This window comes from Streptomyces beihaiensis (assembly GCF_026274175.1).
GTDB lineage: Bacteria > Actinomycetota > Actinomycetes > Streptomycetales > Streptomycetaceae > Streptomyces > Streptomyces beihaiensis.
Genome location: NZ_JAPHNL010000052.1, coordinates 1 through 16,123 on the forward strand (window position 1 = coordinate 1; position 16,123 = coordinate 16,123).

General features: G+C 71.2%; 15 protein-coding genes. 8 read left to right on the forward strand and 7 right to left on the reverse strand.

The features are described 5' to 3' along the window. Positions 1-995, reverse strand: a 995-nt coding sequence (locus OFY01_RS06810) for a homocysteine S-methyltransferase family protein (protein WP_266597320.1), incomplete at its 3' end; no start/stop codon positions are given. 316 nt (positions 996-1,311) lie between these two features. On the opposite strand from OFY01_RS06810, the gene OFY01_RS06815 reads away from it, so the two are divergent. The 5 genes from OFY01_RS06815 (at position 1,312) to OFY01_RS06835 (ending at position 7,722) form a co-directional block, all read left to right on the forward strand. Further along, on the forward strand, positions 1,312-2,103 hold the full coding sequence (locus OFY01_RS06815; RefSeq protein ID WP_266597322.1) for an IclR family transcriptional regulator: 792 nt from the start codon (positions 1,312-1,314) through the stop codon (positions 2,101-2,103). 446 nt (positions 2,104-2,549) lie between these two features. Then, complete coding sequence (locus tag OFY01_RS06820) at positions 2,550-3,341, forward strand: MIP/aquaporin family protein (protein ID WP_266597324.1); 792 nt, start codon at positions 2,550-2,552, stop codon at positions 3,339-3,341. A gap of 80 nt (positions 3,342-3,421) precedes the next feature. Continuing rightward, complete coding sequence (gene glpK, locus OFY01_RS06825) at positions 3,422-4,969, forward strand: glycerol kinase GlpK (protein WP_266597326.1); 1,548 nt, start codon at positions 3,422-3,424, stop codon at positions 4,967-4,969. A gap of 9 nt (positions 4,970-4,978) precedes the next feature. After that, positions 4,979-6,604, forward strand: a complete 1,626-nt coding sequence (locus OFY01_RS06830; RefSeq protein WP_266597328.1) for a glycerol-3-phosphate dehydrogenase/oxidase — start codon at positions 4,979-4,981, stop codon at positions 6,602-6,604. A 188-nt stretch (positions 6,605-6,792) separates the two neighbouring features. Next, complete coding sequence (locus OFY01_RS06835; protein WP_266597330.1) at positions 6,793-7,722, forward strand: PAC2 family protein; 930 nt, start codon at positions 6,793-6,795, stop codon at positions 7,720-7,722. A 78-nt stretch (positions 7,723-7,800) separates the two neighbouring features. Here OFY01_RS06835 and mshC read toward each other — a convergent pair whose 3' ends face one another. From mshC to OFY01_RS06855, 4 genes are all read right to left on the reverse strand, one after another. Next, positions 7,801-9,030 carry a cysteine--1-D-myo-inosityl 2-amino-2-deoxy-alpha-D-glucopyranoside ligase gene (mshC, locus tag OFY01_RS06840; RefSeq protein ID WP_266597332.1) on the reverse strand — a complete coding sequence of 410 codons (1,230 nt, stop codon included), beginning with the start codon at positions 9,028-9,030 and terminating at the stop codon, positions 7,801-7,803. A gap of 116 nt (positions 9,031-9,146) precedes the next feature. Then, positions 9,147-10,064 (reverse strand): SCO1664 family protein, encoded by a 918-nt coding sequence (locus OFY01_RS06845; RefSeq protein ID WP_266597334.1) that lies wholly within the window; start codon positions 10,062-10,064, stop codon positions 9,147-9,149. Continuing rightward, positions 10,028-10,618 (reverse strand): DUF3090 domain-containing protein, encoded by a 591-nt coding sequence (locus tag OFY01_RS06850; RefSeq protein WP_266597336.1) that lies wholly within the window; start codon positions 10,616-10,618, stop codon positions 10,028-10,030. Before OFY01_RS06850 ends, OFY01_RS06845 begins: the two co-directional genes overlap by 37 nt. Positions 10,619-10,684: 66 nt before the next feature. Next, positions 10,685-11,383: a histidine phosphatase family protein gene (locus tag OFY01_RS06855; RefSeq protein ID WP_266597338.1), complete on the reverse strand. Its 699-nt coding sequence runs from the start codon at positions 11,381-11,383 to the stop codon at positions 10,685-10,687. 61 nt (positions 11,384-11,444) lie between these two features. Here OFY01_RS06855 and corA point away from each other — a divergent pair, with 61 nt between their 5' ends. Further along, entirely contained in the window at positions 11,445-12,449 is a 1,005-nt protein-coding gene (corA, locus tag OFY01_RS06860; RefSeq protein WP_266597340.1) for a magnesium/cobalt transporter CorA, read from the forward strand. Positions 12,450-12,474: 25 nt separating this feature from the next. Here corA and OFY01_RS06865 read toward each other — a convergent pair whose 3' ends face one another. Next, positions 12,475-13,263 carry a ferritin-like domain-containing protein gene (locus tag OFY01_RS06865; RefSeq protein ID WP_266597348.1) on the reverse strand — a complete coding sequence of 263 codons (789 nt, stop codon included), beginning with the start codon at positions 13,261-13,263 and terminating at the stop codon, positions 12,475-12,477. 235 nt (positions 13,264-13,498) lie between these two features. Continuing rightward, complete coding sequence (locus tag OFY01_RS06870; protein ID WP_266597342.1) at positions 13,499-14,554, reverse strand: LLM class F420-dependent oxidoreductase; 1,056 nt, start codon at positions 14,552-14,554, stop codon at positions 13,499-13,501. A 144-nt stretch (positions 14,555-14,698) separates the two neighbouring features. On the opposite strand from OFY01_RS06870, the gene OFY01_RS06875 reads away from it, so the two are divergent. Both OFY01_RS06875 and OFY01_RS06880 read left to right on the forward strand, forming a co-directional pair. Beyond that, positions 14,699-15,682 carry an aldo/keto reductase gene (locus tag OFY01_RS06875; protein WP_266597344.1) on the forward strand — a complete coding sequence of 328 codons (984 nt, stop codon included), beginning with the start codon at positions 14,699-14,701 and terminating at the stop codon, positions 15,680-15,682. After that, complete coding sequence (locus tag OFY01_RS06880; protein ID WP_266597346.1) at positions 15,679-16,065, forward strand: hypothetical protein; 387 nt, start codon at positions 15,679-15,681, stop codon at positions 16,063-16,065. The genes OFY01_RS06875 and OFY01_RS06880 overlap by 4 nt, the downstream gene beginning before the upstream one ends. The last annotated feature ends 58 nt before the right edge of the window (positions 16,066-16,123 follow it).

Sequence of the window (16,123 nt, forward strand, 5' to 3'; positions counted from 1 at the left end):
GGCTCCGGACGCGGCTCCCGCACCACGGGAGACAAACCACGCACCCGCTCCACCACCAGCCGCAGATGCTCCGGCGTGGAGCCGCAGCAACCACCGACCAGCGACAGCCCGTAGTTGTTGATGAAGTTCTCCTGCGCGTCCGCCATCTCCGGCGGCGTCAGCGGGAAGTGCGCGCCGTCCTTGGTGAGGATCGGCAGACCGGCGTTGGGCATGCACATCAGCGGAGTCCGCGAGTGCTGGGCCAGGTAGCGCAGGTGCTCGCTCATCTCGGCCGGGCCCGTGGAGCAGTTCAGGCCGATCAGATCGATGCCCAGCGGCTCCAGCGAGGTCAGGGCCGCGCCGATCTCCGAGCCCAGCAGCATCACGCCGGTGGTCTCGAAGGCGAGGGAGCAGATCAGGGGAACCGAGACGCCCAGGGCGTCCATCGCGCGGCGGGCGCCGATCAGGCTGGACTTGGTCTGGAGGAGGTCCTGCGTGGTCTCGACGATCAGCGCGTCGGCGCCACCGGCCAGGAGGCCCTCCGCGTTCCGCTGGTAGCCGTCCCGGATCGTGGCGTAGTCGATGTGGCCGAGGGAGGGCAGCTTCGTGCCGGGGCCGATCGAGCCGAGCACCCAGCGTCGGCGCCCGTCCTCGGCGGCGAACTCGTCGGCGACCTCACGGGCGATGCGGGCGCCCGCCTCGGACAGCTCCACGATCCGGTCGGCGATGTCGTACTCGCCGGCTGCCGTGTGGTTGGAACCGAACGTGTTCGTCTCGACACAGTCCACGCCCACCGCGAAGTACTCCTCGTGCACCGAGCGCACGATGTCGGGGCGGGTCACGTTCAGGATCTCGTTGCAGCCCTCGAGCTGCTGGAAGTCCTCAAGGGTCGGCTCCTGCGCCTGCAGCATGGTGCCCATCGCACCGTCGGCCACCACGACACGGGTGGCGAGGGCTTCACGGAGGGCGTCCACGCGGGCGCGGGGGTCGGATGCGGGCGTAGGCAACGAGGCCATGAGAGTGCTCCCTGAGGTGCGACGGCTGTCGGCTTTGCGGCCCCCCTGACAGGAGCCGCACGTCGTCAGCGTAACCGGGACCTTGGTCCCGGGGGGAAGGCGTCCACAGGCCGGAACGCCCCGCGAGGTCCTGCGTCAGACTGTCCGCGGTCGACTTCGGCGCCGCGCGCGCTCGAACTTGGCTTGTGTCGTACTCATCACCGGTCGGTGATGACCGATACTGTTCAGCATTGTCGAACGATGTGCTGCACGCCCCGATCAGCGGCACAATCCTGGGGCGATCAGAGGGGCGACCGAAGGTGAGGGAAGGACGGCGATGGCACGCAACATCCAGTCGCTCGAGCGGGCCGCGGCGATGCTGCGGCTCCTCGCGGGCGGCGAGCGGCGGCTCGGCCTCTCGGACATCGCCGCCGCGCTCGGCCTCGCCAAGGGCACGGCCCACGGGATCCTGCGCACCCTGCAGGCGGAGGGCTTCGTCGAGCAGGACGCGGCGTCGGGGCGCTATCAGCTCGGCGCCGAGCTGCTGCGCCTGGGCAACAGCTACCTGGACGTCCACGAGCTGCGGGCGCGCGCCCTGGTGTGGACGGACGACCTGGCGCGTTCCAGCGGCGAGGCGGTCTACCTGGGCGTCCTGCACCAGCAGGGCGTGCTGATCGTCCACCACGTCTTCCGGCCCGACGACAGCCGCCAGGTCCTGGAGGTCGGGGCGATGCAGCCGCTGCACTCGACGGCGCTCGGCAAGGTGCTCTCCGCGTACGACCCGGTCGCGCACAGCGAGGTGACGGAGGGCGAACGCAAGGAGTTCACGGCGCGCACGGTGTGCGACACGGAGGACTTCGAGTCGCTGCTGGCACTGACCCGCGCGCGCGGTTACGCCGCCGACGTCGAGGAGACCTGGGAGGGCGTCGCCTCGGTCGCGGCGCCGATCCACGACCGGCACCGGATGCCGGTGGGCGCGGTCGGTATCACGGGCGCGGTGGAGCGGGTGTGCCGCAAGCAGGAACCGGGCGAGCCGGGAGACCCGGGCGAGCTGCGTCCCGAGCTGATCGCGGCCGTGCGGGACTGCGCGCGCGCCGTCTCCCGCGATCTGGGCGCCAGCCGCTTCTGAGCCCCGGGCGCGGCGCCCGCGCGCCGCGTCAGGACGGTCCCCGGAGGGGGCTCCCCGGCACCCCAAGCCCCGTGTTCGCACGGGGCTTTCGTGCGTTCAAGGTGCAGAGCGCATCTTTCCGAGCGACCATCGAGAAACGCTCACCGACCCCTACCAGGGCCGTCGGCACCCGTCGGCCCTCGACCTCGACCTCGACCTCGACCGATAGCGGAAAGCGATCAGTAACGATCGTGCTTTCGATTACAGAGCCCTTGACGATCCGGTAAGACCACAGCAAGACTCGCGCCCATCGGTCGGCATTGTCGAACACCTACCGGCAATACGCGTTAGAGTGTGCGGCAGGCCAGGCCTGAACCCGCCCCCCGAACGGGGGCTCGGACCACCGGAAAGGGACCCGGGGGTTCGTTACTCGGGTATCCCCTGGACGAAGGACAAAGGAGTCGCGGGTGTCCAGCCACGACATCTTCCTCGGCGAGACCATCGGTACCGCCATGCTCATCCTGCTGGGCGGTGGCGTCGTCGCCGCCGTCACGCTCAAGCGCTCCAAGGCGCAGAACGCCGGCTGGCTCGCGATCACCTTCGGGTGGGGCTTCGCGGTGCTGACCGGCGCCTACACGGCGGGCGGCGTCTCCGGCGCCCACCTCAACCCTGCGGTCACCATAGGTCTGGCCATCGAGGGCGGGACCAAGTGGAGCGACGTTCCGCTCTACCTCGGCTCTCAGATGCTCGGCGCCATGATCGGTGCCGCGCTCGTGTGGGTGACCTACTACGGTCAGTTCCACGCGCACCTGACCGACCAGGCCGTCCTCGAGGCGCACCAGCACAACGGTGAAGAGGGCCTGGTCGACCCCAAGGCCGCCCCGAAGGCCGGCCCCGTGCTCGGCATCTTCTCCACCGGCCCGGAGATCCGGAACCCGGTGCAGAACCTCCTCACGGAGATCATCGCCACGGTCGTGCTGGTCCTGGCCATCCTCACGCAGGGCCTCAACGACAACGGCAACGGCATCGGCGTCCTCGGCGCCCTGATCACCGCCCTGGTCGTCGTCGGCATCGGCCTCTCGCTCGGTGGCCCGACCGGTTACGCCATCAACCCGGCGCGCGACCTCGGTCCGCGCATCGTGCACGCCCTGCTCCCGCTCCCCAACAAGGGTGGTTCCGACTGGTCGTACGCGTGGATCCCGGTCGTCGGCCCGCTCATCGGCGGCGCTCTGGCCGGCCTGATCTACAAGCTGTTCTGAGCGAGAACAGCGACAGACAGCGACGACCGGACGACAGTGAAGTCTTCGCACCGACCACCCACGCGACCGAGGAGCACACCGTGACCGACGCACACACCGCAGGCCCGTTCATCGCCGCCATCGACCAGGGCACCACCTCCAGCCGCTGCATCGTCTTCGACAAGGACGGCCGGATCGTGGCGGTCGACCAGAAGGAGCACGAGCAGATCTTCCCGAAGCCGGGCTGGGTCGAGCACGACGCCAACGAGATCTGGCGCAATGTGCAGGACGTCGTCGCGGGCGCCGTCAGCAAGGCGGGCATCACGCGCGACGACATCAAGGCCATCGGCATCACCAACCAGCGTGAGACCACGCTGCTGTGGGACAAGAACACCGGCGAGCCGGTCCACAACGCCATCGTCTGGCAGGACACGCGCACCGACGCCCTGTGCAAGGAACTGGGCCGCAACGTCGGCCAGGACCGCTTCCGCCGCGAGACCGGCCTGCCGCTGGCCTCGTACTTCGCCGGGCCGAAGGCCCGCTGGCTGCTCGACAACGTCGAGGGGCTGCGTGAGCGCGCCGAGCGCGGCGACATCCTCTTCGGCACCATGGACACCTGGGTCATCTGGAACCTGACCGGCGGTGTCAACGGCGGCAAGCACGTCACCGACGTCACCAATGCCTCCCGCACCCTGCTGATGAACCTGCACGAGATGCGCTGGGACGAGCGCATCTGCAACTCCATCGGCGTGCCCATGCAGATGCTGCCGGAGATCCGTTCCTCCGCCGAGGTCTACGGCGAGGTCACCGGCGGCAAGCTGGGCGACGTGCTCGGCGGCATCCCCGTCGCCTCCGCACTCGGCGACCAGCAGGCGGCCCTGTTCGGCCAGACCTGCTTCGCCAAGGGCGAGGCCAAGTCCACGTACGGCACCGGCACCTTCATGCTGATGAACACCGGCGGCGAGGCCATCAACTCCTACTCGGGCCTGCTGACCACGGTCGGCTACCAGATCGGCGACCAGAAGCCGGTCTACGCCCTGGAGGGTTCCATCGCCGTCACCGGTTCGCTGGTGCAGTGGATGCGTGACCAGATGGGCCTGATCAACTCGGCGGCCGAGATCGAGACGCTCGCCTCGTCGGTCGAGGACAACGGCGGCGCGTACTTCGTGCCCGCCTTCTCCGGCCTGTTCGCCCCCTACTGGCGCTCGGACGCGCGCGGGGTCATCGCGGGCCTGACCCGCTATGTCACCAAGGCGCACATCGCGCGTGCCGTACTGGAGGCCACCGCCTGGCAGACCCGCGAGATCACCGACGCCATGACGAAGGACTCCGGCGTCGAGCTGACCGCGCTCAAGGTCGACGGCGGCATGACCTCCAACAATCTGCTGATGCAGACCCTCTCGGACGTCCTGGACGCACCCGTGGTGCGCCCGATGGTCGCCGAGACGACCTGCCTCGGCGCCGCTTACGCCGCCGGTCTCGCCGTCGGCTTCTGGACCAGCACCGACGACCTGCGCGCCAACTGGCGGCGGGCCGCCGAGTGGACGCCCCGCATGGACGCGGAGACCCGCGACCGTGAGTACAAGAACTGGCTCAAGGCCGTCGAGCGGTCCATGGGCTGGCTCGACGACACCAACGCCGAGGAGTAACACCCCACCATGAGCACCCAGTCCACCCTGCAGACCGTGCCTGCCCTCGGAACGCATCCGGTCGCGGGCTCCAACCCGAGTCGCGCCGAGACCCGCGAGCAGCTGTCCAAGGCGACGTACGACCTCCTGGTCATCGGCGGCGGCATCCTGGGCATCTCCACTGCCTGGCACGCCGCGCAGTCCGGTCTCAGGGTGGCCCTGGTGGACGCCGGTGACTTCGCCGGCGCCACCTCCTCCGCCTCCTCGAAGCTGCTGCACGGCGGCCTGCGCTACCTGCAGACCGGCGCGGTGAAGCTGGTCGCGGAGAACCACTTCGAGCGGCGTGCGGTCTCCCGCCAGGTGGCGCCGCACCTGGCCAACCCGCTGACCTTCTACCTGCCCGTGTACAAGGGCGGCCCGCACGGCGCGGCGAAGCTGGGCGCCGGCGTGTTCGCGTACAGCGCGCTGTCCGCGTTCGGTGACGGTGTCGGGCACCTGCTCTCGCCGTCCAAGGCGCAGCAGGACGTGCCGGAGCTGCGGACCGAGAACCTCAAGGCCGTCGCCGTGTACGGCGACGACCAGATGAACGACGCGCGCATGGCCCTGATGACGGTGCGCGCGGCCGTGGACGCCGGCGCGGTGGTGCTCAACCACGCCGAGGTGACCGGGCTGCGCTTCACCAAGGGCAAGGTGACCGGCGCGGACCTCAAGGACCGTACGGACGGCACCGAGTTCGGTGTCGACGCCCGTCTGGTGCTGAACGCGACCGGGCCGTGGGTCGACCACCTGCGGAAGTTGGAGGACCCGGGCGCGGCCCCCTCCATCCGCCTGTCCAAGGGCGCGCACCTGGTCATGAAGCGCACGTCCCCGTGGAAGGCGGCCCTCGCCACGCCGATCGACAAGTACCGCATCACGTTCGCCCTGCCGTGGGAGGACATGCTGCTGCTCGGCACGACCGACGAGGAGTACGAGGGCGACCCGGCGGACGTCTCGGTCACCGAGAAGGACATCGAGCAGATCCTCGACGAGGCGGCCTTCTCGGTCCGTGACCAGCAGCTCAAGCGGGAGCTGATGACGTACGCGTTCGCCGGTCTGCGGGTGCTGCCCGGCGGCCCCGGCGACACCTCGCAGGCCAAGCGCGAGACCGTGGTGACCGAGGGCAAGGGCGGCATGCTGTCCGTGTCGGGCGGCAAGTGGACGACGTTCCGGCACATCGGCCGCACGGTGATGAAGAAGCTGGAGTCGCTGCCGGGCCGCCCGCTGGGCGCCTCCGAGTCGGACTTCGTGCCGATCGACGAGTTGCCGAAGAAGCTGCCGCTGCCGGGTGTCGCCAACCCGCGCGCGGTCGCGCACCGGCTCCTGGTGGACAACCCGACGCCGGGTGCGCAGATGTCCGCGGACACCGCCAAGCACCTGGCGACGCACTACGGTTCGCTGGCTTTCGACATCGCGCGGCTGGCCAACGAGAACCCGGAGCTGGCCGAGCGGGTCCACCCGGACGCCCCGGAGATCTGGGCGCAGGTCGTGTACGCGCGTGACCACGAGTGGGCCCGGACGCCGGACGACGTGCTGCGCCGCCGCACGACGCTGACGATCCGGGGCCTGGCCACGGACGAGGTGCGCGGCCGGGTGCAGGACGTGCTCGACAAGAAGTAGTCCCCCGGTCGAGGGGTGAGGGGGCGGCTCCCACGGGGGGAGCCGCCCCTTCGCCGTGGTCCGGGAGTGGGCGGGCGGCCGGCGGGGCAGTGATCCGAGCAGTTCCCGGCTTCCCGGGGACTGCGGGGACGGCCCGCCGACCCCGTAAGGTGGGCGGGTACGCGAGACAACGTCGGAAGGAGCGCTGGGTGATCGAGCTCGAGGGGGTTCCCGAGCTGGTCGACCCGGTCATGGTGGCCGCGTTCGAGGGCTGGAACGATGCCGGTGACGCCGCCTCCACCGCGGTCGCCCATCTCGACAAGGAGTTCAAGGGCGAAGTCTTCGCGGCGCTGGACGCCGAGGACTACTACGACTTCCAGGTCAACAGGCCCACGGTGTTCATGGAGGGCGGCGTACGGAAGATCACGTGGCCGACGACCCGCCTCTCGGTGGTGCGGATCGGCGGCGACAAGCCGCGCGACCTGGTGCTCGTGCGGGGCATCGAGCCGTCGATGCGCTGGCGCTCGTTCTGCAACGAACTGCTGGGGTTCGCCCATGAGTTGGGCGTCGAGATGGTCGTCATCCTGGGCGCGCTGCTCGGCGACACCCCGCACACCCGGCCGGTCCCCGTGAGCGGTGTCACGTCCGACCCGGACCTGGCCACGCGGATGGACCTGGAGGAGACCAAGTACGAGGGTCCGACGGGCATCGTCGGCATCCTCCAGGAGGCGTGCACCCACGCGGGTGTTCCGGCGGTCTCCCTGTGGGCGGCGGTTCCGCACTATGTGTCGCAGCCGCCGAACCCGAAGGCGACGCTGGCTCTCCTCAACCGTCTGGAGGACCTGATCGACCTGCGGATCCCGCTGGGCGAGCTGCCGGAGGACGCCCGCGCCTGGCAGCTGGGCGTGGACCAGTTGGCAGCGGACGACAGCGAGGTCGCGGAGTACGTGCAGAGCCTTGAGGAGGCCCGTGACACCGCGGAGCTGCCGGAGGCGTCGGGCGAGGCCATCGCCCGCGAGTTCGAGCGCTATCTGCGGCGCCGCGATCCCGGGTCGGGTCCGGGCGGTCACGCCACGGACGGCCGGAACCGCCCGCCGAAGCCGCCGCGCCCGGAGGGCGAGGACGGGCCCGAGCAGTAGCCGAGCAAGCGGCGAGAGGCCGGGCGGGGTGGCGCATCACCCCGCCCGGCCTCTTCTGTCATCAGGGCCCTACGGCGCTCAGAGCGCGACGCCGAGCAGCGCGTCGACGGCGCGGGAGACGACGCCGGGCGCGCCTTCGTCGGTGCCGCCTGCGGCCTCCTGTGCGGCGGCCCAGCGGTCCACCGCGGCGAGCGCGGCGGGGGCGTCCAGGTCGTCGGAGAGGGCCTCGCGGATCTCCTCGACGAGGGTGTCGGCGGGCGGACCGTCGGGGCGGGAGACGGCGGCGCGCCAGCGGCCGAGCCGGGCGACGGCGTCCGTGAGCACCTGGTCCGTCCACTCCCAGTCGGACCGGTAGTGGTGGGCGAGGAGCGCGAGGCGGATGGCGGCCGGGTCGACGCCGTCACGGCGCAGCTTGGAGACGAAGACCAGGTTGCCCTTGGACTTGGACATCTTCTCGCCGTCGAGAGCGACCATGCCGGCGTGGACGTATGCCTTGGCCATCGGGAACTCGCCGGTCAGCGCCTGCGCGTGGGACGCGCCCATCTCGTGGTGCGGGAAGGCCAGGTCGGACCCGCCGCCCTGGACGTCGAAGCCCATGCCGAAGTACTCCAGGGCGATGGCCACGCACTCGATGTGCCAGCCGGGGCGGCCGGGACCGAGCGAGCCGCCGTCCCAGCTGGGCTCGCCCTCACGGGCGGCCATCCACAGCATCGGGTCGAGGGGGTTCTTCTTTCCGGGGCGGTCCGGGTCGCCGCCGCGCTCGGCGGACAGCAGCCGCATGGCTTCGGCGTCGAGGCCCGAGACGGACCCGAAGTGCGGGTCGGCGTCGACGGAGAAGTAGACGTCGCCGTCGAGTTCGTAGGCGGCGCCCGCGTCCCGGAGCCGCTCGACGAGCGGGACGATGCGCGGTATCGCCTCGACGGCGCCTATGTAGTGCTGGGGCGGGAGCATCCGCAGGGCGGTCATGTCCTCACGGAACAGCGTGGTCTGCTGCTCGGCGAGGCCCTCCCAGTCGACGCCGTCGCGCACGGCCCGTTCGAGCAGCGGGTCGTCGACGTCCGTGACGTTCTGGACGTAGTGGACCTGCCGCTTCGTGTCGAGCCACACGCGCTGCACGAGGTCGAACGCGTTGTAGGTCGCCGCGTGCCCCATGTGGGTGGCGTCGTACGGCGTGATGCCGCAGACGTAGATGCGGGCGACGGGACCCGGGCTCAGGGTGACGAGCCCTCCGGTCGCGGTGTCGTGGATCCTGAGGTCGCGGCCCTTGCCGGGCAGGGCGGGGACCTCGGAAGCGGGCCAGGCATGCATGTCATGAGCGTAACCGGACGGTGCTTCCGGATACGAACCGGACCGACGTGATGGCCGAGAAGGCCCTCTTGCCGGAACCGGTGGTTGCCGCTATGGGACCTCCCCGGACAGAACACCTAGACGGGCGGCCAGGGAATCGCCGGCCACTCGCCGCTGGGCCGCGGATGGCGGCCGGTCTTCAGGAGGGCCGCGACGCGTTCCCGTACGGCGGTCAGCTCGGCCTCTGTGATGAGCTCCGCCATACGGGCGGCCAGCGGTTCGCCGTCGGCGAGGGCGTCCCGCAGCGCCTCAAGGGCCCCGGTGGCCTCTTCGGTGAGCGGTTCTCCGGCCCAGCCCCACAGGAGCGTGCGCAGCTTGTCGTCGGTGTGGAAGCAGACGCCGTGGTCGATGCCGTAGAGGCGTCCCTCGGCGTCGACCAGGAGGTGGCCGCCCTTGCGGTCGCCGTTGTTGATCACGGCGTCGAGCACGGCGAGACGGCGCAGTCGCGCGTCGTCGGCGTGCACGAGCAGCGCGGTGCGCCCCTCCCCGACCTCGGCGAATCCGACGGCCTTCCAGCCCTCGCCGGGCTCGTCGCCGTCGACGAGGGCGAGCAGCCGGCCGGCACCCCCCTGCTCGGCGGCCTCACCACTTGCGCCGTCTTCGCTGTGTTCACCGTCCTGGCCCTCCTGACCGTCCTGACCGTTCACGTCCGGCCCGTCGATCCACAGCTGGCACATGCCCTGGCCGTACGGCCCGTCGCGCAGCACGGTCGGCGGTACGAGGGGCCAGCCGAGCGCCTCGGCGATCTCGTACGCGGCGACCTCGCGCTGGGCGAGGGTGCCGTCGGGGAAGTCCCACAGGGGCCGCTCGCCGCGCACCGGCTTGTAGACACACGTGGCCGTGTGTCCGTCCAGCGTGACGGTGCACAGCAGGACGGCGTTGGAGGCGTCGCGGATCTGCCCCTCCACCTTCAGCTCGCCCCTGGCCAGCAGGTCGAGGGCGGCACGGTCGCGGGCGCTCACGCGTCGCGCCGGTATCCGTTCTGGCGCGGACATACGTGTCCCTCCGGGTCGAGCGGCAGGCTGCACAGCGGGCACGGCGGGCGACCCGCGTTGACGACGTCGAGGGCGCGTTTGGCGAAGGCGCGGGCCTGGGCGCCGGTGAGCCTGACGCGGAGCATGGGCGGCCCGTTCTCCTCGTCCTGCAGGAGCCGCTCCTCCGCCTCGGCCAGGTCCTCGTCGGAGTCGGCCTCCAGCTCCACGAGGGCCTGCGCCTCGACGATCATGCGTTCCTCGTCGCCGTCCCAGGCGAGAGCCATCGTGCCGACGCGGAACTCCTCCTCGACCGGGGTGTCCAGCGGCGCGGTGTCGGCGATCTCCGTGGGCGCCATGGCGGGCACCGGGGCATTGCCGCCGCTGCGCCGCACGACCTCGTCGAGCAGTTCGTCCATGCGCTCGGCGAGCGCGGCCACCTGGGTCTTCTCCAGCGCCACGCTGGTGACCCGGGCTCCTGCCGTGGCCTGCAGGAAGAAGGTGCGGCGCCCGGGGAGCCCGACCGTGCCGGCCACGAAACGCTCCGGAGGGTCGTAGAGGAACACCTGACGGGACACGTCCTGTCTCCATGGGAATCGGGATCGGCTGTTGTTGCGGGAGCTTCACCCTACTGCGGGCGACGATCACGGCGCGCCGGTGCTGCCTCCCACGGGTGCGTCCGCCGCCTCGGCCCGCTCGCGGGTGTCCTCGCGCGGCGCCAGGGACGCCAAGTCACCGGTGTCGCCGAGCCGGAGGAGGAACGGGCGTGTTCGCGTGTAGCGGATCGCGGTGATCGAGCAGGGTTCCACGGAGATGCGCTGGAAGAGGTCGAGGTGGAGGCCGAGGGCGTCGGCCACGAGGGACTTGATGATGTCGCCGTGCGAGCACATGAGGTACACGGCGTCGGGCCCGTGGTCGCGCTCCACGCGCGCGTTCCACTCACGTACGGCCTCGGCGGCCCTGTGCTGCATGTGCCGCATGGACTCGCCGCCGGGGAACGCGGCGGCGGTCGGGTGCCGCTGCACGACCTCCATGAGCGGTTCGTCGCCGAGTTCGGCGAGTTCGCGGCCCGACCAGTCGCCGTAGTCGCACTCGGTGACGCGGTCGTCGGTGTGCGCGCCGAGGCCGGGGCGGGCGGCGAGCAGGGGTTCGAGCGTCTCCTGGCAGCGCTGCAGCGGGCTGGTGACCACCTCGGACAGCGGCAGGGCCGCGAGCCGCCGCGGCAGTGTCGCGGCCTGCTCCCTGCCGCGGTCGTCGAGTGCGACACCGGGGGTTCTCCCGGCCAGCAGGCCGGCGGTGTTGGCGGTGGAGCGTCCGTGCCTGACGAGGATCAGCGTGGGCATACGGGCCAGAGTAGGCGCACGCGCGCGTGCGCCCCCATGCCGCCGTGGAAAGAATGCCGTCATGATCGTCGATTGCGCCGTCTACCGCGGGGGGCGCCGCACCGAGGGACCCGCGGACCTCTCGGAGGCCCTCGGCCAGGCGCGGGCGGCCGAGGCCGGTGACGCGTTCGTGTGGATCGGCCTGTACGAGCCGACGCAGACGGAGTTCGACCGGGTGAGTCACGAGTTCGGGCTGCATCCGCTGGCCGTCGAGGACGCGCTCAACGCGCATCAGCGACCGAAGCTGGAGGTCTACGACGACTCGCTCTTCGTCGTCCTCAAGCCGGTCCTGTACGAGCCGCACAGCGACGTCGTCTCCTCGGGCGAGCTGATGCTGTTCCTCGGCGACTCGTTCGTGGTGACGGTGCGGCACGGCGAGGGTGCGCCGCTCGCGGCCGTACGGCGGCGTCTGGAGGCCGAGCCGGAGGTGCTGCGGCACGGCCCGACGGCGGTCCTGTACTCGGTCGCGGACGCGGTGGTCGACCACTACCTGGATGTCGCGGGCGAGCTGCAGACCGACCTGGAGGAGCTGGAGGCGGAGGTCTTCTCGCCGGTCAGCGGCGGTTCGCGGGACACGGCGTCGCGGATCTACGCGTTCAAGCGGCAGATCGTGGAGTTCCGGCGGGCGACCGGGCCGCTCGCGTTGCCGATGGCGCGGCTCGCGGGCGTTGGCCCGTTCGGCGTGGCGGTGCCGTTCGTGGACGGGGAGGCGCAGCCGTTCTTCCGTGACGTGAGCGACCACCTGACACGGGTCAACGAGTCGGTGGACGGCCTGGACCGCCTGGTGTCGGACATCCTGTCCGCGCATCTGGCGCAGATGAGCGTGCGGCAGAACGACGACATGCGGAAGATCTCCGCGTGGGCGGCGATGGCCGCGGTGCCCACGATGATCGCGGGCGTCTACGGCATGAACTTCGACCACATGCCGGAACTGCACTGGGTGGCGGCGTATCCGGCGGTGATCGTGCTGATGGCTCTGCTGGAGCTGGGCCTGTTCCGGCTGTTCAAGCGGCGCGGATGGCTGTAGCGGGGGCTCCGGGTCCGCTGCCTGGCTAGGCGAACTCGGGGGCGGAGGTGGCGGGGCCGCCCAGGGCGTCGCGGCGCTCGGGCATCTCCAGGCAGACCATGCGGCGCCAGCCGGTCAGCCGCTCGTAGGCGTACACGGCGTGGATTCCGGCCTTGAGGGCTGCCGCCTTGGGCTTGGGCCAGTGCAGGATGCGGCCCATGCGGTCCATGACGGCGAGGCTGACGTCGCGGTAGATGCCGATCTCGGCGTGGGCGCACGTGTGCAGGGTCGCCTGGATGGCGCGGCCGTGGCCCGCGCGCGCGAGGCGCAGCAGTTCCTCGTGGCAGTAGGCGAGGTGGTTGTCCTCGTCGTTCGAGATCATCTTGACGGCCTTGCCGACCTCAGGATCGTCGGCGAAGAACTTGCGGAGCATCACCATCTGGTCGGCGGCGCGCTGCTCGGTCACCCTGCTGTGCGACAGGTACGTGATGATGTCGTGTTCGGTGAGCGGCCGGTCCGCGCGGAGCTTGGCGTGGGCGAGGCCGATACCGCGCCGCTCCAGGAGCATCGTGTAGTCGGTCTCCGGCGGGACCGGACAGGGTTCGAGGCCGCGCTTCTTCAGCAGGGCGTTGAAGATGCGGCCGTGCTTGTCCTCGTCGGCGCCGTGCCGGGCGATCTTGGGGGCGAGGTCGCGCCGGCTGTCGGGGACGAGCGCGGCGATCCGCCCGTTCTCCCAGCCGCCCTGGGCCTCGCCGCTGGCGGCGATCGAACAGAACAGCCGGAACGCCTCGTCGTCGTCCAGGATCTCCTGGAACAGGCTCTTGGCCGACAGCATCGTGGTCACCTCCGCGTCATGGACCCGCAGAAACGAGTCAAATGCGAGATAGCGGGTGAGGCAACACTTATGTGGGCAAATCGGCCGAAGGGAGGACGGCGGACGGAACCCCGGGGCAGGACGCGTAACCGCGTGCGCGGTGGCGCGTTGTTCTCCGTGACGGCCGTGGCGGGGAAGACCCCCGAGCCCCCACCACGGCCGCAGAGACGCCTCCCTCCGGCCCGCCGCGCGGGGTTCAGGCCAGTCCGGCCCGCTCCAGGGCCTCGGTGCCCGCCCGCAGCGCCGTGAGCCGCTCGTCGAGCGTGAAGCCCGCGGGGGCGAGGGTCAGGGTGGTGACCCCGGCCTCGGCATAGGCCCGCATCCGGTCGGCGATCCGGTCGACCGAGCCGAGCAGGGTGGTGGAGTCGATGAGCTGCTGCGGGATCGCGGCGGCCGCGCCCTGCTTGTCGCCGTCGAGGTACTTGTCCTGGATCTCGACGGCCTCCTTCTCGTAACCCATGCGCCGCGCGAGCCGGTTGTAGAAGTTCTGCTTGCGGCTGCCCATTCCGCCGACGTACAGGGCGGTGTAGGGGCGGAACGTGTCGGCGAGTGTGCTGATGTCCTTGTCGTCACCGACGGCCAGCGGGAGCGTGGGACAGACGTCGAAGCCGTCCATGGTCCTGCCCGCCTTCTCGCGGCCCGCGCGCAGGTGCGCGATGGCCGTGTCCTGAAGGTGCTCGGCGGCGGGGAAGATCAGCAGGGCGCCGTCGGCGATCTCGCCGGTCTGCTCCAGGTTCTTCGGGCCGATCGCGGCGATGTAGAGGGGGATGTGCGGGCGCTCGGGGTGGACGGTGAGCTTGAGTGCCTTGCCGGGCCCGTCCGGCAGCGGCAGCGTCCAGTGCTCCCCCTCGTACGTCACCCGCTCGCGGCTCATCGCCTTGCGCACGATGTCGACGTACTCGCGCGTGCGGGCCAGCGGCTTGTCGAACTTCACGCCGTACCAGCCCTCGGACACCTGCGGCCCGGAGACACCGAGGCCGAGCCGGAACCGGCCGCCGGACAGCGAGTCGAGGGTCGCCGCCGTCATCGCGGTCATCGTGGGCCGACGGGCCGGGATCTGGAAGATGGCCGAACCGACATCGATCCGCTCGGTCTGCGCGGCCACGTACGCGAGGACCGTGGCGGCGTCGGAGCCGTATGCCTCGGCGGCCCAGCAGACCGCGTAGCCGAGCCGGTCCGCCTCCTTCGCGACGGCCAGGTTGTCCGCGTCCATGCCCGCGCCCCAGTACCCGAGATTGATGCCGAGCTTCATTGACCACATCCCCTTCACACCGTGCCGGACCCGCTGGATTACCCATCGGTAATGTCTACTGCGGGGCACCCTAGCGCGCCGCCCGGCGCGACAGTTGTCCACAGGGGGCCCCACGCTGACCTTCGGCCAGTAATCTCAGCGCCCATGGAGCAGAGGCATCTCGGCCGTACCGGCCTGCGCGTGTCCCGGATCGGGCTCGGCACCCTCACGTGGGGCAGGGACACCGAAGAGCACGAAGCCGCCGACCTGTTGAAGGCGTTCTGGGAGGCGGGCGGCACTCTCGTGGACACCGCCGACGTGTACGGCGACGGCGAGTCGGAGTACCTTCTGGGCCGCCTCATCGAGGGTCTCGTGCCCCGCCGCGACCTCGTCATCGCCACGAAGGCGGGCAGCGTACCCGACCCGGAGCGGCGCTTCGACGGCTCGCGCGGCCATCTGCTCTCCGCGCTCGACGCCTCACTCACCCGGCTCGGCACCGACCATGTCGACCTGTGGCAGGTGCACGCGTACGATCCCGCCACCCCGCTCGACGAGACACTGCAGGCCCTGGACATCGCCGTCAGCAGCGGCCGCGCGCGGTACGCCGGGGTGTCGAACTTCTGCGGCTGGCAGTTGGCCAAGGCCGGGACGTGGCAGCTGGCGGCGCCCGGCGCGCGCACCCGGCTCGCCAGCACGCAGATGGAGTACTCGCTGCTGCAGCGCGGCGTGGAGCGGGAGGTGCTGCCCGCCGCCCTCGACCTGGGCATCGGGCTGCTGCCGTCGTCGCCGCTGGGCCGGGGCGTGCTCACCGGCAAGTACCGCTCGGGCACGCCGACGGACTCGCGGGGCGGCTCCGAGCACATGGCGCCGTTCGTCGAGCCGTACCTGGACGACACGGCGGCGCACATCGTGGACGCGGTGGCGATAGCGGCGGACGGTCTCGCCGTGACACCGCTGCAGGTGGCCCTCGCATGGGTCAGGGACCGGCCCGGGGTGGCGGCGCCGATCGTCGGCGCGCGCACGGCGCAGCAGCTCACGGCGGCGTTGTCAGTGGAGACGCTTAGTCTTCCTGACGAGATCTGCCAGGCGCTCGACGACGTGTCGGCGCCCCTGCACCGCTACCCCGACCAGGACTGGAGCACGTTGTGAGTACGGAGCCCTCCGCCGAGGTGCCCGAGCCGGGAGCCGAGCCCGAGCAGACGGCTGCCCCGGACGCAGACGCCGAGGCCACAGACGGCGCGGACGGCCCGAACGGCGGGGACGGCCCGGACGGCGGGGACGGCGCGGACAGCGCGGACAGCGCGGACAGCGCGGACAGCGCGGAGCAGCTGTCCGAGGCCGAGGCCGAGTTGGCCGCGCAGCGGGAGTTGCGGGAGCGGATCGCGCGGCGCAAGGCGACGCGGGGCGGTCCGGTCGAGGCCGGGGGCAAGCTGACCGGGAAGGCGGCCGACCTGCTGGCCGCGGTGCGCGCCGTGGAGAGCGGCGACAAGCCCCCCGCCACGGCGTTCCCCGAGCCTGAGCCGCGCGTTTGAGCGGAGCCAGGTGGGCGGAGGCCTGACGGTGGTCGGGCACCGTGCCGGGCGGACACAC